Consider the following 24,608-nt stretch of genomic DNA (forward strand, 5'->3'; position numbering starts at 1 on the left):
ATAGATCAAGGAACGGGTGGCTGCCTGTTCCTTTGGACTTGTAAAACAGCAGTTGTCACATTACTATAAGTATATAAAGTGTTAGGGAGTAGGAAATGACATGAGTGATATACATAAAAAAATAAAGAAAAAGCAATTTGCTTCGTTATACTTGTTATATGGAACAGAGGCATATTTTATAAATGAAACACTTCGGCTTTTGACATCAGAAGCGTTAGCTGAGGAGGATCGTGAGTTTAATGTCGTTACGTATGACTTGGAAGAATCATATATAGAGGAAGTTGTTGAGGACGCAAGGACGCTTCCTTTTTTTGGAGAACGTAAAATTATCGTTGTAAAATCACCGTTGTTTTTAACATCACAAAAAGCCAAAATTGAGCAAAACGTCAAAGTGCTAGAAGAATATATTGCTGAACCTTCGCCATTTTCGATCCTTGTGTTTATTGCTCCGTTTGAAAAATTGGACGAGCGTAAAAAAGTTACGAAGCTCTTGAAAAAAACAGCGGATGTAGTAGAAGCAAATGCTATGCAAGTGCAAGATGTACGTAAATGGATTATAAGCCGTACGGAAGAAATGCATATTCAAATAGAAGAAGCGGCAGTTAGTTTGTTATTAGAGTTTGTTGGAAGTAATGTAACGATGCTTGCTAAGGAAATGGATAAACTAACATTATATGTGGGAACAGGCGGTGAAATTACGGCAAAGCTTGTCGCAGAACTCGTTCCAAAGTCTGTTGAACAAAATGTATTTTCTTTAACAGAAAAGGTAGTAAAAAAAGATATTGCAGGTGCGATGCGTATTTTAGAAGGGTTATTCACACAACAAGAAGAGCCGATTAAACTGCTTGCGCTTCTTGTGAGTCAATTTCGTTTGTTATATCAAGTGAAAGAACTTCAGCAGCGTGGTTATGGGCAAAATCAAATTGCATCTCACATCGGTGTACATCCGTATCGTGTGAAGCTGGCTATGAATCAAACAAATTTTTTCTCGTTTGAAGCGTTAAAACGAGTGATTCACGAACTTGCTGAGGCAGATTACAATATGAAGACAGGAAGAATGGATAAACGTCTTGTGCTAGAATTTTTTCTTATGCGTTTAAATCATATTGGATAGTGGAAAAATGTTCATGTAAACATCTGCATGAACATTTTTTTTTTGTAAATAAAAAACGACCCATACGGATCGTTTTTAAACGCCTTACGCGTTTACTTGTTTCGCTAAGCGAGATTTTTGACGAGATGCAACGTTTTGGTGGATAAGACCTTTACGAGCTGCTTTGTCAAGTTTTTTAGAAGCTACTTTGTATGCTTCTTTTGCTGTTTCAAGATCGTTATTGTTAACTAAAGCTTCTACAGTTTTAACAGCTGTACGCATGTCAGACTTGATAGAAGCGTTATGTGCACGACGCTCTTCACTAAGTTTAGCACGTTTGATAGCAGATTTAATGTTTGCCATATATTTCACCTCCCTGGTGCAATCGAGTGACTCGATTCTTACATAGAACAAGTGATATTCTATCAAACGGAGAAGAGAATTGCAATAGTGGGAACGATGAAATTTCAATATAGGAAAAGAATGTCTGAAAATAAATTGGGGAATTCTAATAAATATTATTATAAATAGTGGAGGAGATTGTATGAACGGACCGCTTGATTTAAGTAAATATGGGATTCGAACAGATCTTGCATTAGAAGCCCACCAAATGCTGCAAGAGAAGCAAGAAGAAAAAACAGCGATTCAAGGTGTAATTGTAAAAGAGCGCGAAGAAGAAGGGATTACAATTACAAAGGTGACAATCGATGAAAGTGCCGCTCCGACGATGGGAAAGAAACCAGGGAATTATTTAACTTTAGAAGTGCAAGGAATTCGTCAGCAAGATACAGCGCTGCAACAAAAAGTAGAAGGGATTTTTGCAAAGGAATTTTCGCACTTTCTAAAAGAAATTGGAATAAGTGAAGAAGCAAGTTGCTTAATTGTTGGTCTAGGTAATTGGAATGTAACGCCGGATGCTTTAGGTCCAATTGTTGTAGAGAATGTCCTTGTTACGCGCCATTTGTTTCAGCTGCAGCCGGAAAGTGTTGAGGAAGGGTTTCGGCCTGTCAGTGCAATTAGGCCGGGGGTTATGGGGATTACAGGTATTGAAACGAGCGATATGATTTATGGGGTCATTGAAAAGACGAAACCAGATTTTGTAATTGCGATTGATGCGCTTGCTGCTCGTTCTATTGAACGAGTAAATAGTACCATCCAAATTTCAGATACTGGTATTCATCCTGGTTCTGGTGTTGGGAATAAACGAAAAGAATTGAGTAAGGATACGCTAGGTATACCGGTGATTGCAATTGGCGTTCCGACCGTTGTAGATGCAGTTTCAATTACAAGTGACACAATTGATTTTATCTTAAAGCATTTTGGGCGTGAGATGCGTGAGGGTGTAAAACCATCTCGTTCTTTACTCCCAGCCGGTTTTACATTTGGTGAAAAGAAGAAACTGACAGAAGAAGATATGCCAGATGAAAAAAGCCGCAATATGTTTTTGGGAGCGGTTGGTACGCTAGAAGAAGAAGAGAAGAGAAAGCTAATTTATGAAGTGCTAGCCCCACTAGGACATAATTTAATGGTAACACCTAAAGAAGTGGATGCGTTTATTGAAGATATGGCGAATTTAATTGCGAGTGGCTTGAACGCAGCTCTTCATCATCAAGTTGATCAAGGCAACACAGGGGCATATACGCATTGATTGAAAAAGGAGAAATAAGAAGTGGGGCAGTTTACACGCAAATGCATCATTGTCGTTGTGAGTGCATTTTTTATAACGTTAGCCGGGATGCAAGTTGCCAATAGTGGATTGAAACGAATGAAGGGCTATAATAATCCCACATATGAGCAAATTGCTCACATAACAGGAACAAACTACGGGGATATAGAAAAAATAATTCCTGGAAATGCATTTTCCGTTGAAGAAAAACAAGCGCAACTAGAAAAATTAAAAAGCTTTAATATGCTCGAAAGTATGGGAAGAGGATTGACTTCTTTGGTGCAAAATGTTATTCGTAGCATAACATGTACCATAGTTGATAAAATAAAAGGTATATTTCATTAATTTAAAGTATAAAAAAGCGGCTATCTTACGTACGAGTAAGGTAGCTTTTTGGATTTTTAGGAAAGGTTTGTCTATTGTTTACAAATTGCATATGATAATAGTAAGAGTACTTGCTTATATCGTAACACCAGTTTTCATTGAATCTTTTTCCTTGTATTGATATAATCAGTGCTAGTGTATATTGGCGAGATTAGTAGGAGTGATAAATAGATGAACAAAGAAGAAAGAGCAAAAAGGCAGTCTAAAATTCGTAACTTTTCCATTATTGCTCACATTGACCATGGGAAGTCCACGTTGGCAGACCGTATTTTGGAGAAAACAAATGCGTTAGCACAACGCGAGATGAAAGCACAGTTGCTTGACTCCATGGATTTAGAGCGTGAGCGCGGGATTACAATTAAATTAAATGCAGTACAATTAACGTATAAAGCGAAAGACGGAGAAGAATATATTCTTCACTTAATTGATACACCAGGACACGTCGACTTTACGTATGAAGTGTCTCGTAGTTTAGCGGCTTGTGAAGGTGCGATCCTTGTTGTGGATGCGGCGCAAGGAATTGAGGCTCAAACATTAGCAAACGTATATTTAGCACTTGATAATAACTTAGAAATTTTACCGGTTATTAACAAGATTGACTTACCAAGCGCTGATCCAGAACGTGTTCGTCAAGAGGTAGAAGATGTAATTGGATTAGATGCGTCTGAAGCGGTTCTTGCTTCTGCAAAAGCGGGTATTGGTATTGAGGAGATTTTAGAGCAAATCGTTGAAAAAGTACCAGCTCCAGCAGGTGATTCGGAAGAACCATTACAATGTATGATTTTCGACTCTTTATATGATCCATATCGCGGTGTAATTGCTTATATCCGTGTTGTAAATGGAACGGTAAAAGTTGGCGATAAAGTACGCATGATGGCAACGGGTAAAGAGTTTGAAGTAACAGAAGTTGGTGTATTCACACCGAAAACAACACAACGTAAAGAGTTAACAGTAGGTGATGTAGGGTTCTTAGCAGCATCGATTAAAAATGTTGGCGACACGCGTGTAGGTGATACGATTACACATGCAAAACGTCCAGCAGCAGAACCTTTGCCGGGGTATCGTAAATTAAACCCAATGGTATTCTGTGGTTTATATCCAATTGATTCGGCACGTTATAATGATTTACGTGATGCATTAGAAAAGTTAGAATTAAATGACTCTGCTCTTGAATTTGAACCAGAAACGTCTCAAGCACTTGGATTTGGTTTCCGCTGTGGATTTTTAGGCTTACTTCATATGGAAATTATTCAAGAACGTATTGAACGTGAATTTAAAATTGATTTAATTACAACAGCACCAAGTGTTATTTATAAAGTATATTTAACAAACGGTGAAGACATGATAGTTGATAACCCATCTAACATGCCAGATCCGCAATCTATTGATCGTGTAGAAGAGCCGTATGTAAAAGCATCTATTATGGTTCCAAACGATTATGTTGGAGCAGTTATGGAAATTTGCCAAGGAAAACGCGGAACATTTATTGATATGCAATATTTAGATGAAACACGCGTTACTTTGACATACGAAATTCCGCTTTCTGAAATCGTATATGATTTCTTCGATCAATTAAAGTCGAATACGAAAGGATATGCATCCTTTGATTACGAGTTAATTGGCTATAAACCATCTAAGCTTGTGAAGATGGATATTTTATTGAATGGTGAGCAAGTTGATGCACTATCCTTTATTGTGCATCGTGATTCAGCATATGACCGCGGAAAAGTGATTGTAGAAAAGTTAAAAGAGTTAATTCCAAGACAGCAGTTTGAAGTGCCTATACAAGCGACAATCGGAAATAAAGTTGTGGCGCGTTCTACAATTAAAGCGATGCGTAAAAACGTATTAGCGAAATGTTACGGCGGTGACATTTCTCGTAAACGTAAACTTCTTGAAAAACAAAAAGAAGGTAAGAAGCGTATGAAGTCTGTTGGTTCTGTAGAAGTACCACAAGAGGCATTTATGGCTGTACTGAAAATGGATGATAACTAATAAAAAGAAGCCGTACAAACGGCTTCTTTTTATTTAGGGAGCAGAAATCAAAGTATTTAAAGTTTTGGTTAATATTTAGACATCTTTGTATCTCTCCTTTACAATAGTGATGAAGCTTTTGATTGTAAGAAGAAAAGTTATTTGGGGAAGAATGCGAATAGATAAAGTTCGCATAGGATTACAGAAGTAAATAAACCTCCGAAATGCGGAGGTTTTCTTTTTAGAAAGGTAGGAACAGAATTTGATACAAGCTGCATATATTCATATTCCGTTTTGTCAGCATATTTGTCACTATTGTGATTTTAATAAAGTGTTTATTGAACGTCAGCCAGTTGAACAATACTTGCAATATTTAGAGAAAGAAATTGTGAATACAATCAACAAAACGTCTTTTAAAGAAATGAAAACGATTTTTGTTGGTGGAGGAACGCCAACAGCGCTAAATATGGAACAGACAAAGCAATTGCTAGACATTATTAATCGTCGTTTACGTCCGTTTGCGCCAAATTGTGAACTAACTTTTGAAGCGAATCCAGGAGATTTACCAAAAGAGAAATTAAATCTTCTACTAGAAGGCGGTGTAAACCGGATTAGTTTTGGTGTTCAAACATTTCGTGATGAATTATTGAAAAAAATTGGACGGAGGCATACGAGAGAAGATGCGTTTATAGCGATTCGTGAGGCGAAGGAAATAGGTTTTGCAAATATTAATGTTGATTTAATTTATGCATTGCCTGGTCAAACGATAGAAGATGTGAAAGAAACGTTAGAGATTGCATTTACACTTGGGGTTCAACATTTCTCTGCGTATTCTTTAATTGTTGAACCGAAAACGGTCTTTTATAATTTAATGAACAAAGGAAAGTTGAGACTTCCAGGTGAAGACAGTGAAGCTAAAATGTATGAAATTGTGATGGATGCCATGGAAAAGCATGGTTACCAGCAGTATGAAATTAGTAATTTTTCGAAAGAGGGCTATGAAAGTAGACATAACCTCACTTATTGGAATAATGAAGAATACTTCGGTTTCGGAGCGGGTGCTCATAGTTACGTAAATGGCGAGCGGATTCAAAATGTAGGTCCACTAAAGCAATATTTTACGAAAATTGATGAGACAGGTTTGCCCTATTTAGATGTTCATACAGTAACGACACAAGAAAAAATGGAAGAAGAGTTATTTTTAGGGCTTCGAAAAACAGCAGGTGTTTCAAAAGTAGAATTTAGCAAAAAATTCGGCGTAGAGATGAACGACATCTTTGCAAAACAATTACGTCATAATAAAGAACATGAATTGCTTCAAGAAACAAACACTCATGTCTGTTTAACAAGAAAAGGGAAGTTATTAGGAAATGAAGTCTTTCAATCATTCTTGGTGGATTAAACGCTGTATCCCGCTCAAACAGACGGTACATAGAGGTAAATCGAGAAGAGAAACCGTCTGTTTGAGCCCGATTGGCAGGGCTAATTAGTAGCAAAAAAAAACGCTGCTAAAAGTTTCACCTTATCTCATCACGTTTCCGTTGACAATTCAATAGCAACTTTGGTAAGTTAGTAATAGATTTAGCACTCGAAACATAAGAGTGCTAACAGAGGTGATGATGAAATGCTTACGGAACGTCAGCTCTTAATTTTACAGACGATAATTGATGATTTTATCGGATCAGCACAACCTGTTGGATCAAGAACATTATCTAAGAAAGAAGTAATTACATTTAGCTCAGCAACAATTCGAAATGAAATGGCTGACTTAGAAGAATTAGGGTTTATTGAAAAAACACATAGTTCTTCAGGGCGCGTTCCTTCTGAAAAAGGGTATCGCTTTTATGTAGATCATCTTCTTGCACCGCAACATTTGCCTAGTGAAGATGTTGTACAAATTAAAGACTTGTTCGCTCAAAGAGTTTTTGAAGCAGAAAAGCTTGCGCAGCAATCCGCGCAAATCTTGTCAGAACTCACGAGTTATACGGCAATTGTTCTTGGGCCAAAAGTTAGTGCGAATAAGCTGAGAAATGTACAAATTCTTCCACTTGGTCATCAAACAGCGGTTGCAATTATTGTAACTGATACAGGACATGTGCAAAGTAAAACCATCACAGTTCCAGAATCTGTTGATTTGCAAGATTTGGAAAAAATGGTTAACATTTTGAATGACAAGTTGTCTGGTGTACCGATTTCAGAACTGCATAATAAAATTTTTAAAGAAATTGTAATGGTTTTGCGTCAGTACGTTCATAATTATGATAGTGTCATGAAGATGTTAGACGGTACATTCCAATTTCCGTTATCTGAAAAAGTATATTTTGGTGGAAAAACAAATATGCTTGCGCAGCCAGAATTCCATGATATTCAAAAGGTCCGATCATTACTCAATATGATTGAAAATGAAGATGCTTTTTATGACATCTTAAAGAGTAAACAAATTGGCATTCAAGTGAAAATTGGCCGTGAGAATTCTTCTGCTGCAATGGAAAATTGTAGTTTAATTTCTGCGACATACTCAATTGGAGATGAGCAGCTCGGAACAATTGCGATTTTAGGACCGACAAGAATGCAATATTCTCGTGTTATTAGTTTGTTACAATTGTTTACAAAACAATTTACAGATGGCCTCAACGGTTTGTATAAACCGAAATAATAAGAAACTTTCATTTGTAGCGGAGATATCTCCCGCTGCTGATGATTAGTTGAATATAAGAAATTAGATGGCTTGGTTCGTGCTGATTTGTGCCTGCCCTGCCTTTTTAAGGAGGTGAAAGTTGTGGAAGAGCGTAATGAACAAGTGGTAGAAGAAGTAAAAGAAGCGCAAACAGAAGAAGCTGTAGCACCAGAAAATAGCGAAGAAACTGTTGAAGAAAAAAGTGAAGCTGCTCTTTTACAAGAAAAAGTAGATGAATTACAAGCGAAATTGACGGAAACGGAAGGTCGCATGCTTCGTCTACAAGCTGATTTTGAAAACCATAAGCGCCGCGTTCAACTAGATAAGCAAGCGGCTGAAAAATATAGATCACAAAGCCTTGTGTCAGATATTTTGCCGGCTCTTGATAATTTTGAAAGAGCAATGCAAGTAGAAGCAAATGATGAGCAGATGAAATCTTTATTACAAGGGATGGAAATGGTATATCGTCAGTTGCAAGAGGCGCTAGTAAAAGAAGGTGTTGAAGCGATTGAAGCTGTTGGAAAGCAGTTTGATCCACATGAACATCAAGCTGTTATGCAAGTAGAAGACAGTGAATTTGAATCAAATGCGGTTGTGGAGGAATTCCAAAAAGGCTATAAGCTAAAAGATCGTGTGATTCGACCATCAATGGTAAAAGTAAATCAATAATTACATAAATGTAGGAGGTTTCCCCATGAGTAAAATCATCGGTATTGACTTAGGTACAACAAACTCTTGTGTAGCTGTTATGGAAGGCGGAGAGCCAAAAGTTATTCCAAATCCAGAAGGTAACCGTACAACTCCTTCTGTTGTAGCTTTCAAAAATGAAGAGCGTCAAGTAGGGGAAGTAGCGAAGCGTCAAGCGATTACGAACCCAAATACAATCATGTCTGTTAAACGTCATATGGGTACAGATTACAAAGTAGAAGTTGAAGGTAAAAACTATACACCTCAAGAAATTTCTGCAATCATTTTACAAAACTTAAAAGCTTCTGCTGAAGCATACTTAGGTGAAACAGTAACAAAAGCTGTTATCACAGTACCAGCATATTTTAACGATGCAGAACGCCAAGCAACAAAAGACGCTGGCCGAATTGCTGGTTTAGAAGTGGAACGTATTATTAACGAGCCAACAGCAGCTGCACTTGCTTACGGTTTAGAAAAACAAGACGAAGAGCAAAAAATTCTAGTATATGACTTAGGTGGCGGTACATTCGACGTATCTATCCTTGAATTAGCAGATGGAACATTTGAAGTTATTTCAACTGCTGGTGACAACCGTCTTGGTGGTGACGACTTTGATCAAGTTATTATCGATCATTTAGTAGCTGAATTTAAAAAAGAAAACAATATTGACTTAAGTCAAGACAAAATGGCACTTCAACGTTTGAAAGACGCTGCTGAAAAAGCGAAAAAAGATCTTTCTGGTGTAACACAAACACAAATTTCATTACCGTTCATTAGTGCTGGAGCTGCTGGTCCATTACACTTAGAATTAAACTTAACAAGAGCGAAATTCGAAGAGCTTTCAGCTAACCTTGTTGAAAGAACACTAGAACCAACTCGTCGTGCGTTAAAAGACGCTGGTCTTTCTGCGAGCGAGTTAGACAAAGTAATTCTTGTTGGTGGTTCTACTCGTATCCCAGCTGTACAAGAAGCGATTAAACGTGAAACTGGTAAAGAGCCATATAAAGGAGTAAACCCTGATGAAGTTGTAGCTTTAGGAGCTGCAGTTCAAGGCGGCGTACTTACAGGTGATGTAAAAGGCGTTCTATTATTAGACGTGACTCCACTTTCTTTAGGTATCGAAACTATGGGTGGCGTATTCACAAAATTAATTGAGCGTAATACAACAATTCCGACAAGTAAGTCACAAGTATTCTCAACTGCGGCTGATAACCAACCTGCAGTTGACATTCACGTACTACAAGGTGAGCGTCCAATGTCAGCGGACAACAAAACACTAGGTCGCTTCCAATTAACAGATATTCCACCAGCACCACGTGGTATCCCGCAAATCGAAGTAACATTCGATATTGATGCGAACGGTATCGTTAATGTACGTGCGAAAGACTTAGGAACAAGTAAAGAACAAGCAATTACAATCCAATCTTCTTCAGGTCTTTCTGATGAAGAGGTAGATCGTATGGTAAAAGAAGCAGAAGCAAATGCTGATGCTGATCAAAAACGTAAAGAAGAAGTTGAACTTCGTAACGAAGCTAACCAACTTGTATTCCAAACAGATAAAGTTGTAAAAGATTTAGAAGGCAAAGTAGATGCATCTGAAGTAGCGAAGGCAACAGAAGCGAAAGATGCATTACAAGCGGCAATCGAGAAAAATGATCTTGATGAAATTCGTGCGAAAAAAGATGCACTTCAGGAAATCGTACAGCAATTAACTGTAAAATTATATGAGCAAGCTCAAGCTGCTGCAGGAGCACAGCAAGCAGAAGGCGCACAAGACAATGCGGGCGCGAAAAACGACAATGTAGTCGATGCTGAGTTTGAAGAAGTTAAAGAAGATAAGTAATAAAATAAGTAAGATGACAAAAAGTCAAAGTCAAGCGTGCCTTGGCTTTGGCTTTTTTCACGAGTGAAGAAAAGACTGAGGGTACGCGAAGACTTTCGCGTGGGAGTCCAATGTTTTTCTTTTTGCATACTGTAAGTGAGGAAACAGTGTTGCAAAGCACTTTCTTTCGATGTTAAAATTACGTTTATGTGAAAGGATTCGGGGGTTGCAAACTTATGAATAAACGAGATTACTATGAGGTGCTCGGCGTTAGCAAGGGTGCTTCAAAAGATGAGATTAAAAAAGCATATCGCCGTTTGGCGAAAAAGTATCATCCAGATGTAAGTACTGAAGAAAATGCAATTGAAAAGTTTAAAGAAGTGCAAGAAGCATATGAAGTATTAAGTGATGATTCAAAACGTGCGCAGTACGATCAATTTGGTCATGCTAATCCAAATCAAGGATTTGGCGGAGGCGACTTTGGTGGTGGCTTTGGCTTTGAAGACATCTTCAGTTCATTCTTTGGTGGTGGAGGCGGTAGACGTCGTGATCCAAATGCACCGCGTCAAGGGGCAGACCTTCAATATCAAGTTACTTTAAATTTTGAAGAAGCAATTTCTGGTAAGGAAATGGATATTGAAATTCCTGCTGAAGATCCTTGTAATACATGTAACGGTAGCGGAGCAAAACCTGGAACTTCTAAGGATACATGTTCACATTGTTCTGGAACAGGTCAAGTTAGCGTGGAGCAAAACACACCATTTGGTCGTATTGTGAATCGTCAAACTTGTAGACACTGCTCTGGAGCAGGTCAAATTATTAAAGAGAAATGTACAACATGTCATGGATCTGGAAAAGTACGCAAACGCAAAAAAATTAATGTTAAAATTCCAGCAGGTATTGATAACGGTCAACAAATTCGCGTTACTGGTAAAGGGGAAGCTGGCATCAACGGCGGCCCGGCAGGAGATCTATATGTAGTTGTTCGTGTGAAAGATCACGAATTCTTCCATCGCGAAGGTGATGATATTATTTGCGAAATGCCATTCACATTTGCGCAAGTAGCACTTGGGGATGAAGTGGAAGTTCCGACTGTGCAGGGGAAAGTGAAATTGAAAATCCCAGCAGGAACACAAACAGGAACAGAATTCCGTTTAAAAGGAAAAGGTGCGCCAAATGTACGCGGCTATGGGCAAGGTGATCAATACGTAGTGGTACGTGTTGTTACACCAACGAAATTAACATCGCACCAAAAAGATTTATTAAAAGAATTTACAGGTCAAGAGGATAAAGATGATAGCCTATTTGGAAAGCTTAAGCGAGCTTTTAAAGGGGAATAATGGAAATAAAAAATGGAGTTGGTAAATTGTGAAATGGTCAGAAATTAGTATTCATACAGCAGAGGAAGCAGTAGAAGCAATCTCGCATATTTTACACGAAGCAGGTGCAAGTGGTGTTGCGATTGAAGATCCTGCGGAATTAACGAAAGAGCGTGAACAACAATTTGGCGAGATTTATGCATTAAATCCAGCTGAATATCCAGCGGAAGGTGTACTTGTAAAAGCGTATTTCCCAAAGAATGATGCCCTGCAAGAAACAATTACAAATGTAAAATCATCCATTGATTTGCTACCTTCTTATGGAATCGAGATTGGAGCAGCAACTGTATCTGTTAATGAAGTAGATGAAGAGGATTGGGCTACTGCTTGGAAAAAATATTACCATCCGGTGAAAATTTCTGATACATTTACAATTGTGCCAACATGGGAAGAGTATACGCCTTCCTCACCTGAAGAAAAAATTATCGAATTAGATCCAGGAATGGCATTTGGAACGGGAACGCATCCGACAACAACGATGTGCATCCGCGCTTTGGAGAAAACTGTTCAACCGGGAGATACTGTCATTGACGTTGGAACGGGTTCTGGTGTATTAAGTATTGCTGCAGCTAAATTAGGTGCTGCTTCTGTTCAAGCATACGACTTAGATCCGGTTGCAGTAGAGAGTGCGGAAATGAATGTACGATTAAATCATACAGAAAATGTTGTAACTGTTGGACAAAACAGCTTACTAGAGGGCATTGAAGGGCCTGTAGATTTAATTGTTGCAAATTTACTAGCGGAAATTATTTTACTATTCCCAGAAGATGCAGCGAAAGTTGTGAAGCAAGGTGGATTGTTCATAACATCTGGTATTATTGCTGCAAAAGAAAAAATTGTAACAGAAGCGTTAGTGAATGCTGGTTTTACAGTAGAAGAAGTGTTAACGATGGAAGATTGGGTAGCAATTATTGCACGTAGAGGATAAGCTAAAGTTTTCCTAATCAAGTGTTTATTACCCGTTTGTACGGGAGATGTATGCGGAAAGTCTCTCGCTGAAAGCAGTGAGGGACTTACCGTTTGTTTCGTCCAAATTATACCGTTTGGCTCTTTTCGTAAGCATTCGTTTACGAAAAGAGCTAAACTTTACTAAGGTGATAAAATGCAACGTTATTTTGTAGAAGAACAAAATGTAAATGAAATGGCGATTCGTATTGTAGGAGATGATGTGCATCACATCGGAAGAGTAATGCGTATGACGCCTGGTGATCAAATTTATTGTTGTACAAATGGGAAGACGGCAATTTGTACAATTGCTGAAATTACCAATGAATTTGTAAATGCGACTATTGTAGAATGGGTAGAGATGTCAACTGAGCTACCTGTTTTTGTGACAATTGCAAGCGGATTGCCTAAAGGAGATAAGCTTGAGTTGATTTTACAAAAAGGAACTGAGCTTGGAGCAGCGGCCTTTTTACCGTTCCAAGCATCGCGATCTATTGTAAAATGGGATGCGAAAAAAGCTGGAAAAAAAGTAGAGCGTTTTAATAAAATTGTCAAAGAGGCAGCTGAGCAGTCTCATCGCAGTGAGATTCCGACTGTGTATGCACCTGTTTCTTTTAAAGAGCTTCTTGCGATGAGTAAAGAATATGATAGCTGCCTTGTTGCGTATGAAGAGGAAGCGAAACAAGGTGAAAAATCAAACTTCGCTAAGGCTTTAACAAAATTAATGCCAGGACAAAAGGTGCTTATTGTATTTGGACCAGAAGGTGGTTTAACGGAAGAAGAAGTATCTTCTCTTTCTGAGCATGCTTTTGTACCTTGTAGTTTAGGACCAAGAATATTGCGGACAGAAACAGCGCCTTTATACGCGCTAAGTGCCGCTTCTTATCATTTTGAATTAATGGGGTGAGTATATGGCAACTGTTGCGTTTCATACGTTAGGTTGTAAAGTAAACCACTACGAGACAGAAGCAATTTGGCAACTGTTTAAACAAGGTGGTTATGAGCGAACTGAATTTGAAAAAACAGCTGATGTGTATGTAATTAATACATGTACTGTAACAAATACAGGGGATAAAAAAAGTCGTCAAGTTATTCGTCGTGCCGTTCGTCAAAATCCTGATGCGGTAATTTGTGTAACGGGATGTTATGCACAAACATCTCCAGCGGAAATTATGGCAATTCCAGGTGTAGATATTGTAGTAGGAACGCAAGACCGTGAGAAAATGCTTGGCTATATTGAAGAGTACCGGAATGAGCGTCAGCCAATTAATGCTGTACGTAACATTATGAAAACGCGTGTATACGAAGAGCTAGACGTACCATATTTTACAGATCGTACGCGTGCATCTTTAAAAATTCAAGAAGGATGTAACAACTTCTGTACGTTCTGTATTATTCCATGGGCTCGTGGTTTAATGCGCTCTCGTGATGGGAAAGAAGTTATTCGCCAAGCGCAGCAATTAGTAGATGCTGGCTATAAAGAAATCGTCTTAACAGGTATTCATACAGGTGGATACGGTGAAGATATGAAGGATTATAATTTAGCCGGACTACTTCGAGATATGGAAGCGCAAGTAGAAGGGTTAAAACGCCTTCGCATTTCTTCTATTGAAGCAAGTCAAATTACAGACGAAGTAATTGAAGTGTTGCGCGATTCTAAAGTTGTTGTCCGTCATTTACACATTCCGCTTCAATCTGGATCTAATACAGTATTGAAACGTATGCGTCGTAAATATACAATGGAGTTTTTCCAAGAGCGTTTAGACCGCTTAAAAGAAGCGTTGCCAGGACTTGCAATTACATCTGATGTTATCGTCGGTTTCCCTGGTGAAACAGAAGAAGAATTCATGGAAACGTTCAATTTCATTAAAGATAATCGTTTCTCTGAACTTCATGTATTCCCATACTCAAAACGTACAGGAACACCAGCAGCACGTATGGATGATCAAGTACTAGAAGAAATTAAGAATGAGCGCGTACACCGCTTAATTGCATTATCAGACCAATTAGCGAAAGAATATGCATCACAGTTTGAAGGTGAAGTACTTGAAATTATTCCAGAAGAATCATTTAAAGAAGCTGATCGTGAAGGGTTATTTGTAGGATATACAGATAATTACTTAAAAGTTGTCTTTGAAGGTTCTGAGGAATTAATTGGTAAATTAATTAAAGTAAAAATTACGAAAGCTGGTTATCCTTACAATGAAGCACAATTTGTTCGTGTGCTAGAAAATGCATCGCCAAAAGAATCAGCAAGCGCGTAACAGAAAAGCATGCAAACAGTTTTGTTTGTATGCTTTTTTATTTGCTGGAGAAGTTAAAATATGAAAACGCTATACGTTATGATATAATGCTGAAGATTAAGGTTGTCAGACAATCGGTGAGCAAAAAATTCACTACGTATAAGTTGAGGAAGGGGCAATTTTAAAATGAACTATGCAAAGTTAATTGATCATACGGCATTAAAACCAGATACAAAAAAAGAAGCAATCGTGACTTTATGTCAAGAGGCGAAACAACATGATTTTGCTTCTGTATGTGTAAATCCAACGTGGATTGAAACGGCAGCAGAATTGCTAAAAGGGACAGATGTAAAAGTTTGTACAGTAATTGGTTTCCCTCTTGGAGCAAATACACCAGAAACAAAAGCATTTGAAACAACAGATGCGATTGCAAAAGGTGCAACAGAGGTTGATATGGTAATTAACATCGGTGCGTTAAAAGATAAAAACGATGCGTTAGTAGAGCGTGATGTTCGCGCTGTTGTAGAGGCAGCAAAAGGAAAAGCGCTTGTGAAAATAATTATTGAAACATGCTTACTTACAGAAGAAGAAAAAGTTCGTGCTTGTGAATTGTCTGTAAAAGCAGGCGTTGATTTCGTAAAAACATCAACAGGATTTTCAACAGGCGGTGCAACAGTAGAAGATGTTGCGTTGATGAGAAAAACGGTAGGACCAAATATCGGTGTAAAAGCATCAGGAGGGGTTCGTGACGAAAAAGGCATGGATGCAATGATTCAAGCAGGTGCAACGCGCATCGGTACAAGCTCTGGTGTAGCGCTAGTAAGTGGAAAAACAGCAACAACTGATTATTAATTTAAAAGCGGAAGCCGCTCGTATAGAACATGAGGACGTTGGAACTCTTGACGTAGAGGCGCTATTTGCCTCGTAGGAAAGAGTGAAGCGACCGATTGTTCTAGCGGCTGCAGCTGGATAAAATAAAAGCGGAAGCCGACTGTTTAGCCCTGTCGGCTAAGGTTCTTTCACGCAGAAGGTGCTCTTTACCTTCTCGCGTGGAAGGTTCTTAGACGTGAGGGGGCTAGGAGGCGCAGCTGGATAAAAAATAAAAGCGGAAGCCGACTGTTTAGTCCTGTTGGCTAAGGTTATTTGACACGAAAAACTAGGGATATTGTATCCAGATGATGAAAAGTAGAAGTAAACATTTTGGTAGAATAATGTTGCATTGGTATAGAAAAATATATCAAAAATGTACGTTTCATGAAAAAAGAAGAGCAAGTGCTCTTCTTTTCTTTTATCTGATAGTTGACCTAAAAGTATAAAATGTATTATAATCGTAAAAGACATGCTGAGAAAGTGTTTACTTTTTGCATGCTGAAATTAGGATGTAAGTGGATGTTTCGGAGGGAGGGAAAGAGAATGTCAAAAACAGTCGTTCGTAAAAACGAGTCTTTGGAGGATGCACTTCGCCGTTTTAAAAGATCAACTTCTAAAGCTGGTACGCTTGCTGAAGCAAGAAAACGCGAGTTCTATGAAAAGCCAAGTGTAAAACGTAAGAAGAAATCTGAAGCGGCAAGAAAGCGTAAATTCTAAGAGAGGGTGTAATTTATGAGTCTTCTCGGTCGTTTAAACGATGATATGAAACAAGCGATGAAGAATAAAGAAAAAAATAAATTAACCGTTATTCGTATGGTTAAGGCTGCTTTACAAAATGAAGAAATTAAACTACAGAACCCTCTTACAGAAGAAGAGGAACTAACAGTTTTAACTCGTGAAGTAAAACAGTATAAAGACTCCCTCCTTGAGTTTGAAAAAGCGGGTCGTGAAGACCTTGTCGATAAACTGAAAAGCGAAATTCAGATTTTAGAAACATATTTGCCAGAGCAATTGACAGAAGAAGAATTGCTTGCTGTTATTCAGCAATCTATCTCTGAAGTTGGTGCAGCTTCTAAAGCTGATATGGGCAAAGTGATGGGTGCTGTTTTGCCGAAAGTAAAAGGCAAAGCAGATGGCTCACAAGTAAATAGGCTTGTTTCACAACTATTAGCATAAAAAAGCGTCTCATTATAATGAGACGCTTTTTTATGTTTTTTTCGAATTGGACGTGATATTACAAGCTTTTTTTTCATACATATGGGATGAGAGGGGGGTCTTCGATGAGAAAGTTGCAGCAAATGAAAAATTGGATTACGAAGCAGATAGACCTACCTGCAGATGTATTCATGGATCTGCCGAGAATTACACTTGTTGGGCAGGTACATATTTATATAGAAAATCATCGTGGATTATTGGTATTTAGTGATAAAGAGGTACGGCTTTTATTAAAACAAGGGCAATTATTAATAAAAGGAGATTCATTTGTAATTAAGACAATTCTGCCAGAAGAGCTTTTACTTGAAGGAACTATTGAACAAGTCTTGTTTTTAGAAGATGAAAAAGAAGGGAAATAAAATGGAATTGTTATTCGTGTGAGGGCCTATGAAACAAATTAGGGGCAAGTGGTTAGGGAATATTTACTTCTTAGTCCTCCTACTACTGACTGTATAAGCGGGGTAAAGTCATAGAGGTGGTGCGCAGATCTCTTAAGGGGCTGCGCCTTTTTTAGAAAGCTGATGGAGGCGAGCTATGAAAAATAAGTGGTTTACAAAATGGATTGGGTATGTAAAAGTGCGAATTCAAGGAAGAGGAGCAGAACGGTTTATTAACGAATGTGTACGAAGAGATATCCTAGTTTGGGACGTCAAGAAAGTTGCAGATGATACAATTGTATTCTGTATATTGCTTCAAGATGTGAAACGATTACGCCCGATTTACCGTAAAAATGAATGCAATCTATATTTTATTGGACGTTACGGAGTTCCGTTTTGGAATAAGCGCTTACTTCGAAATAGTGGTTTTCTTATTGGTTTTCTCTTATTTTTCTTAAGTGTCATTGCCTTATCAAATATGGTATGGAAAATAGAGATAACAGGGGCGAAGCCAGAGACGGAATATATCATGATGAAAGAATTAGATAAAATGGGTATTAAAAAAGGGAAGCTTCAATTTCAAATGCCGAGTGTAGAAAATATACAGCGCTATTTGACTGATAATATTAACGCTATTACATGGGTTGGTTTGGACGTAAAAGGAACGACGTATCATTTTAAAATAGTTGAAAAAAATGAGCCGAAAAAAGACGAAGAACAGGTGCCGCAACATTTAGTTGCCAAAAAAGAAGCGATTGTTACAAAAATGTTTGTAGAGATAGGAAAACCAATAGTTATGAAAAATGATTATGTGCAAAAAGGACAACTTCTTGTGTCAGGAATGTATGGGAAAGAAGAGAGTCCTACAATTGTTTCAGCTAAAGGTGTTGTATTTGGTGAAACTTGGTACAAGTCTGAAGTGGAAGTACCTCTAAAAACGAAATTTCAAGTTTATACAGGGGATTCGTACAAAGAACATTATCTTATTTTTGGAAACATGAAAATAAAAATATGGGGATTTCAGCATGATAAGTATAAGCAGTCTAAAGCTGAGACAGTAAGACATGATGTGAAATTGCTTGGTTTTACACTGCCGATTGCTTATGAGAAAGCGATTGTACGTGAAGAGGAAGAAGCAAACCGTGAATATACAGAAAAACAGGCAATGACGGTGGCCGAGGAAATGGGGCAAAAAGAATTAAAGAAAAAATTGGATGAACGTGCTATGATTATAGGGAAGAAAGTTTTGCATAAACAGGTTGAGAATGGAAATTTAAAATTATTGATGCATTATACAGTGATTGAGAATATTGCAGAGGCTCAACCGATATCTGAATCCGATATTCAAGGAGATTGAGTAATTAATGGCTGAACAATTAGTAGAGATGAATCAACAATTGGAAAACCATAATGAAGCAATTGCTTTGTTTGGAGTAAATGATGCACATTTAAAGATAATTGAGAATGAACTTGAGGTATCGATTGTTACGAGAGGTGAATCTGTCCGTGTTTCCGGAACGAATGAAGCAGTAGCTCTTGTTGAAGGGATATTACAACAACTTCTAGTTGTTATTCGCAAGGGTATATCGATTTCTGAGCGTGATGTAGCCTATGCGATTCAACTTGGACGTCAAGGGAACCTGGCTCATTTTGAAAAGTTATATGAAGAGGAGATTTTTAAAACAGCAAAAGGTAAGTCTATCCGTGTGAAAACAATGGGACAAAGGCAATATATTTATGCCATTAAGAAAAATGACATTGTGTTTGGCATGGGACCGGCGGGTACTGGTAAAACATATTTAGCTGTAGTAATGGCTGTTCGAGCATTAAAAAATGGCTATGTGAAAAAAATTATTTTAACAAGACCTGCTGTGGAAGCTGGAGAAAGTCTCGGGTTTTTACCTGGGGATTTGAAAGAAAAGGTAGATCCGTATTTACGACCTCTTTATGATGCTCTTCATGATGTGCTTGGGCAAGAGCATACGCAAAGAATGATGGAACGCGGTATCATTGAAGTAGCTCCGTTAGCGTACATGAGAGGGCGTACACTCGATGACGCATTTGTGATTTTAGATGAGGCGCAAAATACAACGGGTGCACAAATTAAAATGTTTTTAACACGCCTTGGATTTGGCTCAAAAATGGTTGTAACGGGAGACCCATCTCAGATTGATTTGCCAAAAGGTGTGAAATCAGGTCTCTCTATTGCAGCAAATGTGTTAGACCGTGTGTCTGGTCTTTCGTTTATTAAACTTGAGCAGTCAGATGTTGTTCGTCACCCACTCGTACAGCGTATTATTGAAGCATATGATAAAATGGAATGATCCTGCTTGTAAGGATCATTTCTTTTTATCCAGAATGGAAGTCTCACTGTATCTCGCTCAAACGGTTGGTAGCAGCAGAACAAAGAAGTAAGAACAAACCGACTGTAAGAGCCCGATTGGCTCAACTAACCTTCAAGAGAAGAGCACTCTAGAAGGAAGTTTCACTGCATATTTTTTATAGATATTGTGAACAGGTTGGCTAATGCTTTGTTTTTTATTATCATAAATAAAGGGAAGGGCATTTGTCCTTGTGTTTAAATATGTGAAAAGAGAGTTTCACTTAATATTCGGAGAGGAGAAGGTATTGTAATTATGTCAAGGTTTCAAGAAGTTGCTAAGTGGTTTCGTAATTTACAGCATTCGAAAAAACTGAGCTGGATTTCTTATATTTTAATAGGGGCAGTGTTGTTTTTTGCACTGATGAATAATGTAAAACCGGAACAACTCGATATCAAAATGTTATCTATTTCCAAAAAAACAATTCATTCTCCTATAAAAATTGAAGATAAAGTAACAACAGAAAAGAAAAAGAGAGAAGCGGCTCAAAAGGTTGAAGATCAGTATACATATCGAAGCGGATATAAGCAAAACCGGATTGAGGTTGTGAACTCAGTATTTGATGCAATTAAAGAGGTGGATGCAGAGTCAAATGCAACCGTTTCGGCGCCAGAAGGACAACATAAATTATCGGCGGCAGAAAGATTGGACAAGTTAAAAAAGAAACTTCCAACAGAGTTAACGAAAAGCTTGTCCGATCAAGTGTTATTACAATTTTTAGGTGCGACAGAAGATCAGCTTCTTATAGCGAGGGAATCAACTGTTACAGCTGTTAATAGTCTAATGAGCTCTCACATTAAAATGAATGAAGTAGATCAGTTTAAAGACCGCATTACTAACGATTTAAAAAATGTATCTGTCAGCAATGAATTGAAACAAGCAATTACTGCGCTTGGGCAGTATGCGATTATACCGAACTATTTTTATGATTCGAATGCAACGAAAGAAAGAAAGCAAATGGCAATCGATCAAGTAGCTCCTGTTTACATTTTGCAAGGTCAAATTCTTGTAAAAGAAGGAGAGACAATTACAAGAGAAGCATATGAACAATTAAAGTTAGTAGGGTTATTGGATCAAAGTAATTCGTTTCAACCGTATTTGGGACTAGCAATCTTTATTGGGGTTCTTTTATTTTTTATGCATAAGCAATTTGGTGCATTTTTAAAGCAGAGAAGAGAGGACAAGCCATATATTTTAGCTTATACAACAATTGTCGCTATTACAGTTGTTTTAATGAAAATTATTAGTTTGTTTCAAAAGTTAGAATATGTCGGTATTGCTTATATTGCTCCAGTTGCAATGGGAACTATATTAGTCAAACTGATGATTGGTGATCGATTTGTTTTTATCACAAGTGTGATTTTTTCGGTGTGTGGCAGCATTTTATTTAATGAAGGTGTAACGAGTACACTAAATTATGCAGTCGGAATTTATGTGTTGCTTAGCTCGCTTTCGGTTAGTATTTTCTTACGAGAAAAACATCGTCGCACAATGCTGCTGCAAGTTGGGATACTTGTATCGATTTTAAATGTTGTCGTATTAGCAGCTTTATTGCTACTGCGTAACGGAAACTTTTCGGCAATTGAGATTGGAACACATTTATTAATGGCAGCAGCGTCGGGGATTATTTCATCTATTTTAGCGATGGGGATATTGCCGTATTTAGAAAGTGGCCTTGGTATTGTCTCTAGCATGAAATTAATAGAGTTGGCAAGTCCGAACCATCCGTTGCTTCGTAAAATTCTGTTAGAAGCACCAGGAACGTATCATCATAGTGTTATGGTTGCTAATTTATCGGAAGCAGCATGTGAAGCTGTGGGAGCGAATGGTGTGCTAGCGCGTGTGGGAGCATATTATCACGATATTGGAAAAACGGTGCAGCCGCATTTCTTTATTGAAAATCAAATGGGCATAGCAAATCCTCATGATCGGTTAGATCCTGAAACAAGTAGAGATATTATTATCGCTCATGTTACAAATGGAGTGAAAATGTTAGAAGAACATTATATTCCGCAAGAAATTATTGATATTGCGGCCCAGCATCATGGAACGACTTTATTAAAATATTTCTATTACAAAGCAATACAAGAAGATAAAGAGAAATATACAGAAGAAATGTTTCGTTATCCAGGGCCAAAAGCAACATCTAAAGAATCGGCAATTGTTGGAATTGCTGATAGTGTAGAAGCGGCAGTTCGTTCGATGAATGCACCAACACCTGAACAAATTGATCATCTTGTTCGCAGCATTATTAAAGATCGTTTACAAGATGGCCAATTCAGTGAATGTAATTTAACATTTAAAGAACTGCAAATTGTCGAGAAAACATTATGTGAAACATTAAATGGGATCTTCCACTCCCGGATTAAGTATCCAAAATTAACAGAAGAAAAGGTGAAATAAATGGGATTAATAATTGACTTTTTTGATGAAACAGAAGAAGTGAAAGAAGAGTATGTCGAGCTGATTCAACAATTAGTTGAAAAAGCTGCAGAGATAGAATCTGTAGAGGATGGAGCTGAACTTTCGGTTACATTTGTTAATAATGAACGTATTCAAGAAATTAACCGTGAATATCGTGATAAAGATCAGCCAACAGACGTAATTTCTTTTGCGATGGAAGATATGGGAGAAGGAGAAATGGAAATTGTTGGTGTAGAAATGCCACGCATGTTAGGGGATATTATTATTTCTATTCCGAGAGCGAAAGAGCAGGCTGAAGAATATGGCCATTCTTTTGATCGTGAACTTGGTTTTTTAGCGGTGCACGGCTTTTTACATTTGCTTGGCTACGATCATATGACGGAAGAAGAAGAGAAGGTTATGTTTGGAAAGCAAAAAGAAGTTCTTGCTGCATTTGGATTAACTAGATGAAAAAAGGAAAACTTATAAACAGTTTTCGCTATGCGTTTGCTGGTATTTTCTTTTGTCTTCGCTATGAACGAAATGTACAAATTCATTGTTTAGCAGCGTGTGTTGTTAGTTTTTTCGGTTTTTATTTTCATGTTACAAAAACAGAATGGCTCATTTTGATTTTGACTATTGGTATTGTATTTGCACTAGAAATTGTGAATACAGCAGTGGAAAAAGCCGTTGATTTAGTAACAATGGATGTGAAGCCACTTGCTAAAATAGCAAAAGATGCAGCGGCAGGTGCAGTATTAGTTTTCTCGATTATCGCTGTTGTAATTGGCGCTATTATCTTTGGACCGTATATGATATAGTTGCATTCCAAAGATTTTTATCTTTTCATATTGTGAATGGAAAGGAAGAGAAACAATGAACAACAATGAATTAATTCAAGAAGCGATTGAAGCGCGTAAACAAGCATATGTACCATATTCTAAATTTCAAGTAGGTGCTGCTCTATTAACAACAGACGGGAAAGTATACCGTGGTTGTAATGTTGAGAATGCATCATATGGTTTATGTAATTGTGCGGAAAGAACAGCGCTATTTAAAGCGATTTCTGAAGGAAGTACAGAATTTACTGCAATTGCAGTTGTGGCAGATACAAAGCGTCCGGTACCTCCATGTGGAGCGTGTCGTCAAGTTATGGTAGAATTGTGTAAGTCAAATACAAAAGTATACTTGACAAATTTACATGGTGACATACAAGAAACAACAGTAGGAGAATTGTTACCAGGAGCATTTTTAGCGGAGGATTTACATGAATAGAGAAGGTTTTAAATCAGGTTTTGTCTCTATTATTGGGAGACCAAACGTTGGGAAATCAACATTTTTAAATCGAATTATCGGTCAAAAGATTGCGATTATGAGTGATAAACCACAAACAACACGTAATAAAATTCAAGGTGTGTACACAGAAAATGATGCGCAAGTCGTATTTATTGATACACCAGGTATACATAAACCAAAGCATAAGCTTGGCGATTTTATGGTTAAAATGGCACAAACGACAATAAAAGAAGTAGATATTGTTCTATTTATGGTCAACGCAGAAGAAGGCTTTGGACGCGGTGAAGAGTTTATCATCGAAAAATTACAAGAAACGAAGCAACCGGTATTTTTAGTTATTAATAAAATCGATCAAGTCCATCCAGAAGAGCTTCTGGGACTGATTGATCGATATCGTACGTTATATAATTTTGCTGAAATTGTGCCGATTTCAGCATTACAAGGAAATAATATTGATGCGTTAATCGGAGCAATTAAAAAGTATTTACCAGAAGGTCCTCAGTATTATCCAGAAAATCAAGTAACGGATCATCCAGAACGCTTTATCATTGCGGAACTAATTCGTGAAAAAGTATTGCATTTAACACGTGAGGAAGTGCCACATTCTGTTGCCGTAGTTATTGATGCAATTCAAAAGCGTGAAGGCGGAGCGATTTACGTTAATGCCACAATTATTGTAGAACGTCCATCACAAAAAGGAATTGTAATTGGAAAACAAGGTAAGATGTTAAAAGAAGTTGGAAAAAGAGCGCGTCTTGATGTGGAGTCGCTTCTTGGTTCAAGAGTATTTTTAGAACTGTGGGTAAAAGTGCAGAAAGATTGGCGCAACAAAATGTCCCAGTTACGTGATCTTGGCTTCCGTGAAGATGAATATCTATAAAGTGAAATGTTTTTACTGCTCGCAAATTGCGGGATAAAAGCTGTATAATTTAGAAAAATTTTTCTCACATGAAAATGAACAAAATGGGTCATTTTAATAGCAAAGAAAGAAATTGGATTACATGAACGCTCACTGAGAAAGGTGGATTCTTATGTTAGATTTTACCTGGAAATTTTTCTCGAAAACAGGAAGCATTGAAACATATCTTCTTTTGAAGGAAATGGAAAAAAATGTAGAAGATGAAATGCAACAGCATGAAGAAATACAAGTAGAGCTAGATTCTCCAATTTCCTAACCCATTTTGTTCGAACCTTGG

General features: G+C 37.7%; 25 protein-coding genes. 24 read left to right on the top strand and 1 reads right to left on the bottom strand.

Going from position 1 to position 24,608, the window contains the following annotated elements; translation table 11 throughout:
• Positions 1 to 100 precede the first annotated feature (100 nt).
• Positions 101 to 1,114, top strand: a complete 1,014-nt coding sequence (holA, locus tag AB1280_RS00060; protein ID WP_272186776.1) for a DNA polymerase III subunit delta — start codon at positions 101 to 103, stop codon at positions 1,112 to 1,114.
• Between the two features lie 84 nt (positions 1,115 to 1,198).
• Here the strand turns inward: holA and rpsT are convergent, their stop codons facing one another.
• Positions 1,199 to 1,456, bottom strand: a complete 258-nt coding sequence (rpsT, locus tag AB1280_RS00065; RefSeq protein ID WP_020062230.1) for a 30S ribosomal protein S20 — start codon at positions 1,454 to 1,456, stop codon at positions 1,199 to 1,201.
• 181 nt (positions 1,457 to 1,637) lie between these two features.
• Here rpsT and gpr point away from each other — a divergent pair, with 181 nt between their 5' ends.
• From gpr to AB1280_RS00180, 23 genes are all read left to right on the top strand, one after another.
• Positions 1,638 to 2,741: a GPR endopeptidase gene (gene gpr, locus AB1280_RS00070; protein ID WP_429754505.1), complete on the top strand. Its 1,104-nt coding sequence runs from the start codon at positions 1,638 to 1,640 to the stop codon at positions 2,739 to 2,741.
• A gap of 21 nt (positions 2,742 to 2,762) precedes the next feature.
• The gene (locus tag AB1280_RS00075) at positions 2,763 to 3,104 is read left to right on the top strand and encodes a DUF3679 domain-containing protein (protein ID WP_429754506.1); all 342 of its coding nucleotides are present in this window, start codon (positions 2,763 to 2,765) and stop codon (positions 3,102 to 3,104) included.
• Between the two features lie 210 nt (positions 3,105 to 3,314).
• On the top strand, positions 3,315 to 5,138 hold the full coding sequence (gene lepA / locus AB1280_RS00080; protein ID WP_272186779.1) for an elongation factor 4: 1,824 nt from the start codon (positions 3,315 to 3,317) through the stop codon (positions 5,136 to 5,138).
• A gap of 241 nt (positions 5,139 to 5,379) precedes the next feature.
• Positions 5,380 to 6,519 (top strand): radical SAM family heme chaperone HemW, encoded by a 1,140-nt coding sequence (gene hemW, locus AB1280_RS00085; RefSeq protein WP_429754507.1) that lies wholly within the window; start codon positions 5,380 to 5,382, stop codon positions 6,517 to 6,519.
• Positions 6,520 to 6,741: 222 nt separating this feature from the next.
• On the top strand, positions 6,742 to 7,773 hold the full coding sequence (gene hrcA / locus AB1280_RS00090; RefSeq protein ID WP_272186781.1) for a heat-inducible transcriptional repressor HrcA: 1,032 nt from the start codon (positions 6,742 to 6,744) through the stop codon (positions 7,771 to 7,773).
• A 123-nt stretch (positions 7,774 to 7,896) separates the two neighbouring features.
• Positions 7,897 to 8,463: a nucleotide exchange factor GrpE gene (grpE, locus tag AB1280_RS00095; protein ID WP_242222884.1), complete on the top strand. Its 567-nt coding sequence runs from the start codon at positions 7,897 to 7,899 to the stop codon at positions 8,461 to 8,463.
• A gap of 25 nt (positions 8,464 to 8,488) precedes the next feature.
• Positions 8,489 to 10,324 (top strand): chaperone protein DnaK, encoded by a 1,836-nt coding sequence (gene dnaK / locus AB1280_RS00100; protein ID WP_429754508.1) that lies wholly within the window; start codon positions 8,489 to 8,491, stop codon positions 10,322 to 10,324.
• Between the two features lie 215 nt (positions 10,325 to 10,539).
• Positions 10,540 to 11,643, top strand: a complete 1,104-nt coding sequence (gene dnaJ, locus AB1280_RS00105; RefSeq protein WP_272186783.1) for a molecular chaperone DnaJ — start codon at positions 10,540 to 10,542, stop codon at positions 11,641 to 11,643.
• Between the two features lie 28 nt (positions 11,644 to 11,671).
• Entirely contained in the window at positions 11,672 to 12,610 is a 939-nt protein-coding gene (gene prmA, locus AB1280_RS00110; protein ID WP_272186784.1) for a 50S ribosomal protein L11 methyltransferase, read from the top strand.
• 174 nt (positions 12,611 to 12,784) lie between these two features.
• A complete protein-coding gene (locus AB1280_RS00115; protein ID WP_429754509.1) occupies positions 12,785 to 13,534 on the top strand; it encodes a 16S rRNA (uracil(1498)-N(3))-methyltransferase in 750 nt (249 codons plus the stop codon).
• A gap of 4 nt (positions 13,535 to 13,538) precedes the next feature.
• Positions 13,539 to 14,891, top strand: coding sequence for a tRNA (N(6)-L-threonylcarbamoyladenosine(37)-C(2))-methylthiotransferase MtaB (gene mtaB, locus AB1280_RS00120; RefSeq protein ID WP_272186786.1), 1,353 nt, complete (start codon positions 13,539 to 13,541; stop codon positions 14,889 to 14,891).
• Positions 14,892 to 15,056: 165 nt separating this feature from the next.
• Positions 15,057 to 15,722 (top strand): deoxyribose-phosphate aldolase, encoded by a 666-nt coding sequence (gene deoC, locus AB1280_RS00125; RefSeq protein ID WP_429754510.1) that lies wholly within the window; start codon positions 15,057 to 15,059, stop codon positions 15,720 to 15,722.
• A gap of 561 nt (positions 15,723 to 16,283) precedes the next feature.
• Positions 16,284 to 16,457, top strand: a complete 174-nt coding sequence (gene rpsU / locus AB1280_RS00130; RefSeq protein ID WP_020062243.1) for a 30S ribosomal protein S21 — start codon at positions 16,284 to 16,286, stop codon at positions 16,455 to 16,457.
• 15 nt (positions 16,458 to 16,472) lie between these two features.
• The gene (locus tag AB1280_RS00135; RefSeq protein ID WP_272186789.1) at positions 16,473 to 16,916 is read left to right on the top strand and encodes a GatB/YqeY domain-containing protein; all 444 of its coding nucleotides are present in this window, start codon (positions 16,473 to 16,475) and stop codon (positions 16,914 to 16,916) included.
• 104 nt (positions 16,917 to 17,020) lie between these two features.
• On the top strand, positions 17,021 to 17,314 hold the full coding sequence (yqfC, locus tag AB1280_RS00140; protein WP_272186790.1) for a sporulation protein YqfC: 294 nt from the start codon (positions 17,021 to 17,023) through the stop codon (positions 17,312 to 17,314).
• Positions 17,315 to 17,489: 175 nt separating this feature from the next.
• Positions 17,490 to 18,689: a sporulation protein YqfD gene (yqfD, locus tag AB1280_RS00145; protein ID WP_429754511.1), complete on the top strand. Its 1,200-nt coding sequence runs from the start codon at positions 17,490 to 17,492 to the stop codon at positions 18,687 to 18,689.
• Between the two features lie 7 nt (positions 18,690 to 18,696).
• On the top strand, positions 18,697 to 19,656 hold the full coding sequence (locus AB1280_RS00150) for a PhoH family protein (RefSeq protein WP_429754512.1): 960 nt from the start codon (positions 18,697 to 18,699) through the stop codon (positions 19,654 to 19,656).
• A 312-nt stretch (positions 19,657 to 19,968) separates the two neighbouring features.
• Positions 19,969 to 22,116, top strand: coding sequence for an HD family phosphohydrolase (locus AB1280_RS00155; protein WP_429754513.1), 2,148 nt, complete (start codon positions 19,969 to 19,971; stop codon positions 22,114 to 22,116).
• Positions 22,117 to 22,587, top strand: a complete 471-nt coding sequence (gene ybeY / locus AB1280_RS00160) for an rRNA maturation RNase YbeY (protein WP_272186795.1) — start codon at positions 22,117 to 22,119, stop codon at positions 22,585 to 22,587. It begins immediately after the preceding gene.
• Positions 22,584 to 22,937 (top strand): diacylglycerol kinase family protein, encoded by a 354-nt coding sequence (locus AB1280_RS00165; RefSeq protein ID WP_272186796.1) that lies wholly within the window; start codon positions 22,584 to 22,586, stop codon positions 22,935 to 22,937. Before ybeY ends, AB1280_RS00165 begins: the two co-directional genes overlap by 4 nt.
• Positions 22,938 to 22,992: 55 nt before the next feature.
• Positions 22,993 to 23,391 (top strand): cytidine deaminase, encoded by a 399-nt coding sequence (locus AB1280_RS00170; RefSeq protein ID WP_272186797.1) that lies wholly within the window; start codon positions 22,993 to 22,995, stop codon positions 23,389 to 23,391.
• Positions 23,384 to 24,292, top strand: coding sequence for a GTPase Era (gene era, locus AB1280_RS00175; protein WP_272186798.1), 909 nt, complete (start codon positions 23,384 to 23,386; stop codon positions 24,290 to 24,292). The genes AB1280_RS00170 and era overlap by 8 nt, the downstream gene beginning before the upstream one ends.
• 151 nt (positions 24,293 to 24,443) lie before the next feature.
• Positions 24,444 to 24,587, top strand: coding sequence for a YqzL family protein (locus AB1280_RS00180; RefSeq protein WP_020062253.1), 144 nt, complete (start codon positions 24,444 to 24,446; stop codon positions 24,585 to 24,587).
• Positions 24,588 to 24,608 lie beyond the last annotated feature (21 nt).

The organism is Bacillus sp. S10(2024) (genome assembly GCF_050473865.1).
Classification (GTDB): Bacteria; Bacillota; Bacilli; order Bacillales; family Bacillaceae_G; genus Bacillus_A.

Coding starts and splice junctions, on each gene's coding strand:
- hrcA (WP_272186781.1), top strand. CDS start 6,742: ATGCTTACGGAACGTCAGCTCTTAATTTTACAGACGATAATTGATGAT.
- AB1280_RS00170 (WP_272186797.1), top strand. CDS start 22,993: ATGAACAACAATGAATTAATTCAAGAAGCGATTGAAGCGCGTAAACAA.
- holA (WP_272186776.1), top strand. CDS start 101: ATGAGTGATATACATAAAAAAATAAAGAAAAAGCAATTTGCTTCGTTA.
- rpsU (WP_020062243.1), top strand. CDS start 16,284: ATGTCAAAAACAGTCGTTCGTAAAAACGAGTCTTTGGAGGATGCACTT.
- dnaK (WP_429754508.1), top strand. CDS start 8,489: ATGAGTAAAATCATCGGTATTGACTTAGGTACAACAAACTCTTGTGTA.
- AB1280_RS00150 (WP_429754512.1), top strand. CDS start 18,697: ATGGCTGAACAATTAGTAGAGATGAATCAACAATTGGAAAACCATAAT.
- AB1280_RS00180 (WP_020062253.1), top strand. CDS start 24,444: ATGTTAGATTTTACCTGGAAATTTTTCTCGAAAACAGGAAGCATTGAA.
- ybeY (WP_272186795.1), top strand. CDS start 22,117: ATGGGATTAATAATTGACTTTTTTGATGAAACAGAAGAAGTGAAAGAA.
- dnaJ (WP_272186783.1), top strand. CDS start 10,540: ATGAATAAACGAGATTACTATGAGGTGCTCGGCGTTAGCAAGGGTGCT.
- yqfD (WP_429754511.1), top strand. CDS start 17,490: ATGAAAAATAAGTGGTTTACAAAATGGATTGGGTATGTAAAAGTGCGA.
- AB1280_RS00115 (WP_429754509.1), top strand. CDS start 12,785: ATGCAACGTTATTTTGTAGAAGAACAAAATGTAAATGAAATGGCGATT.
- rpsT (WP_020062230.1), bottom strand. CDS start 1,456: ATGGCAAACATTAAATCTGCTATCAAACGTGCTAAACTTAGTGAAGAG.
- era (WP_272186798.1), top strand. CDS start 23,384: ATGAATAGAGAAGGTTTTAAATCAGGTTTTGTCTCTATTATTGGGAGA.
- yqfC (WP_272186790.1), top strand. CDS start 17,021: ATGAGAAAGTTGCAGCAAATGAAAAATTGGATTACGAAGCAGATAGAC.
- AB1280_RS00165 (WP_272186796.1), top strand. CDS start 22,584: ATGAAAAAAGGAAAACTTATAAACAGTTTTCGCTATGCGTTTGCTGGT.
- deoC (WP_429754510.1), top strand. CDS start 15,057: ATGAACTATGCAAAGTTAATTGATCATACGGCATTAAAACCAGATACA.
- gpr (WP_429754505.1), top strand. CDS start 1,638: ATGAACGGACCGCTTGATTTAAGTAAATATGGGATTCGAACAGATCTT.
- AB1280_RS00135 (WP_272186789.1), top strand. CDS start 16,473: ATGAGTCTTCTCGGTCGTTTAAACGATGATATGAAACAAGCGATGAAG.
- mtaB (WP_272186786.1), top strand. CDS start 13,539: ATGGCAACTGTTGCGTTTCATACGTTAGGTTGTAAAGTAAACCACTAC.
- AB1280_RS00155 (WP_429754513.1), top strand. CDS start 19,969: ATGTCAAGGTTTCAAGAAGTTGCTAAGTGGTTTCGTAATTTACAGCAT.
- lepA (WP_272186779.1), top strand. CDS start 3,315: ATGAACAAAGAAGAAAGAGCAAAAAGGCAGTCTAAAATTCGTAACTTT.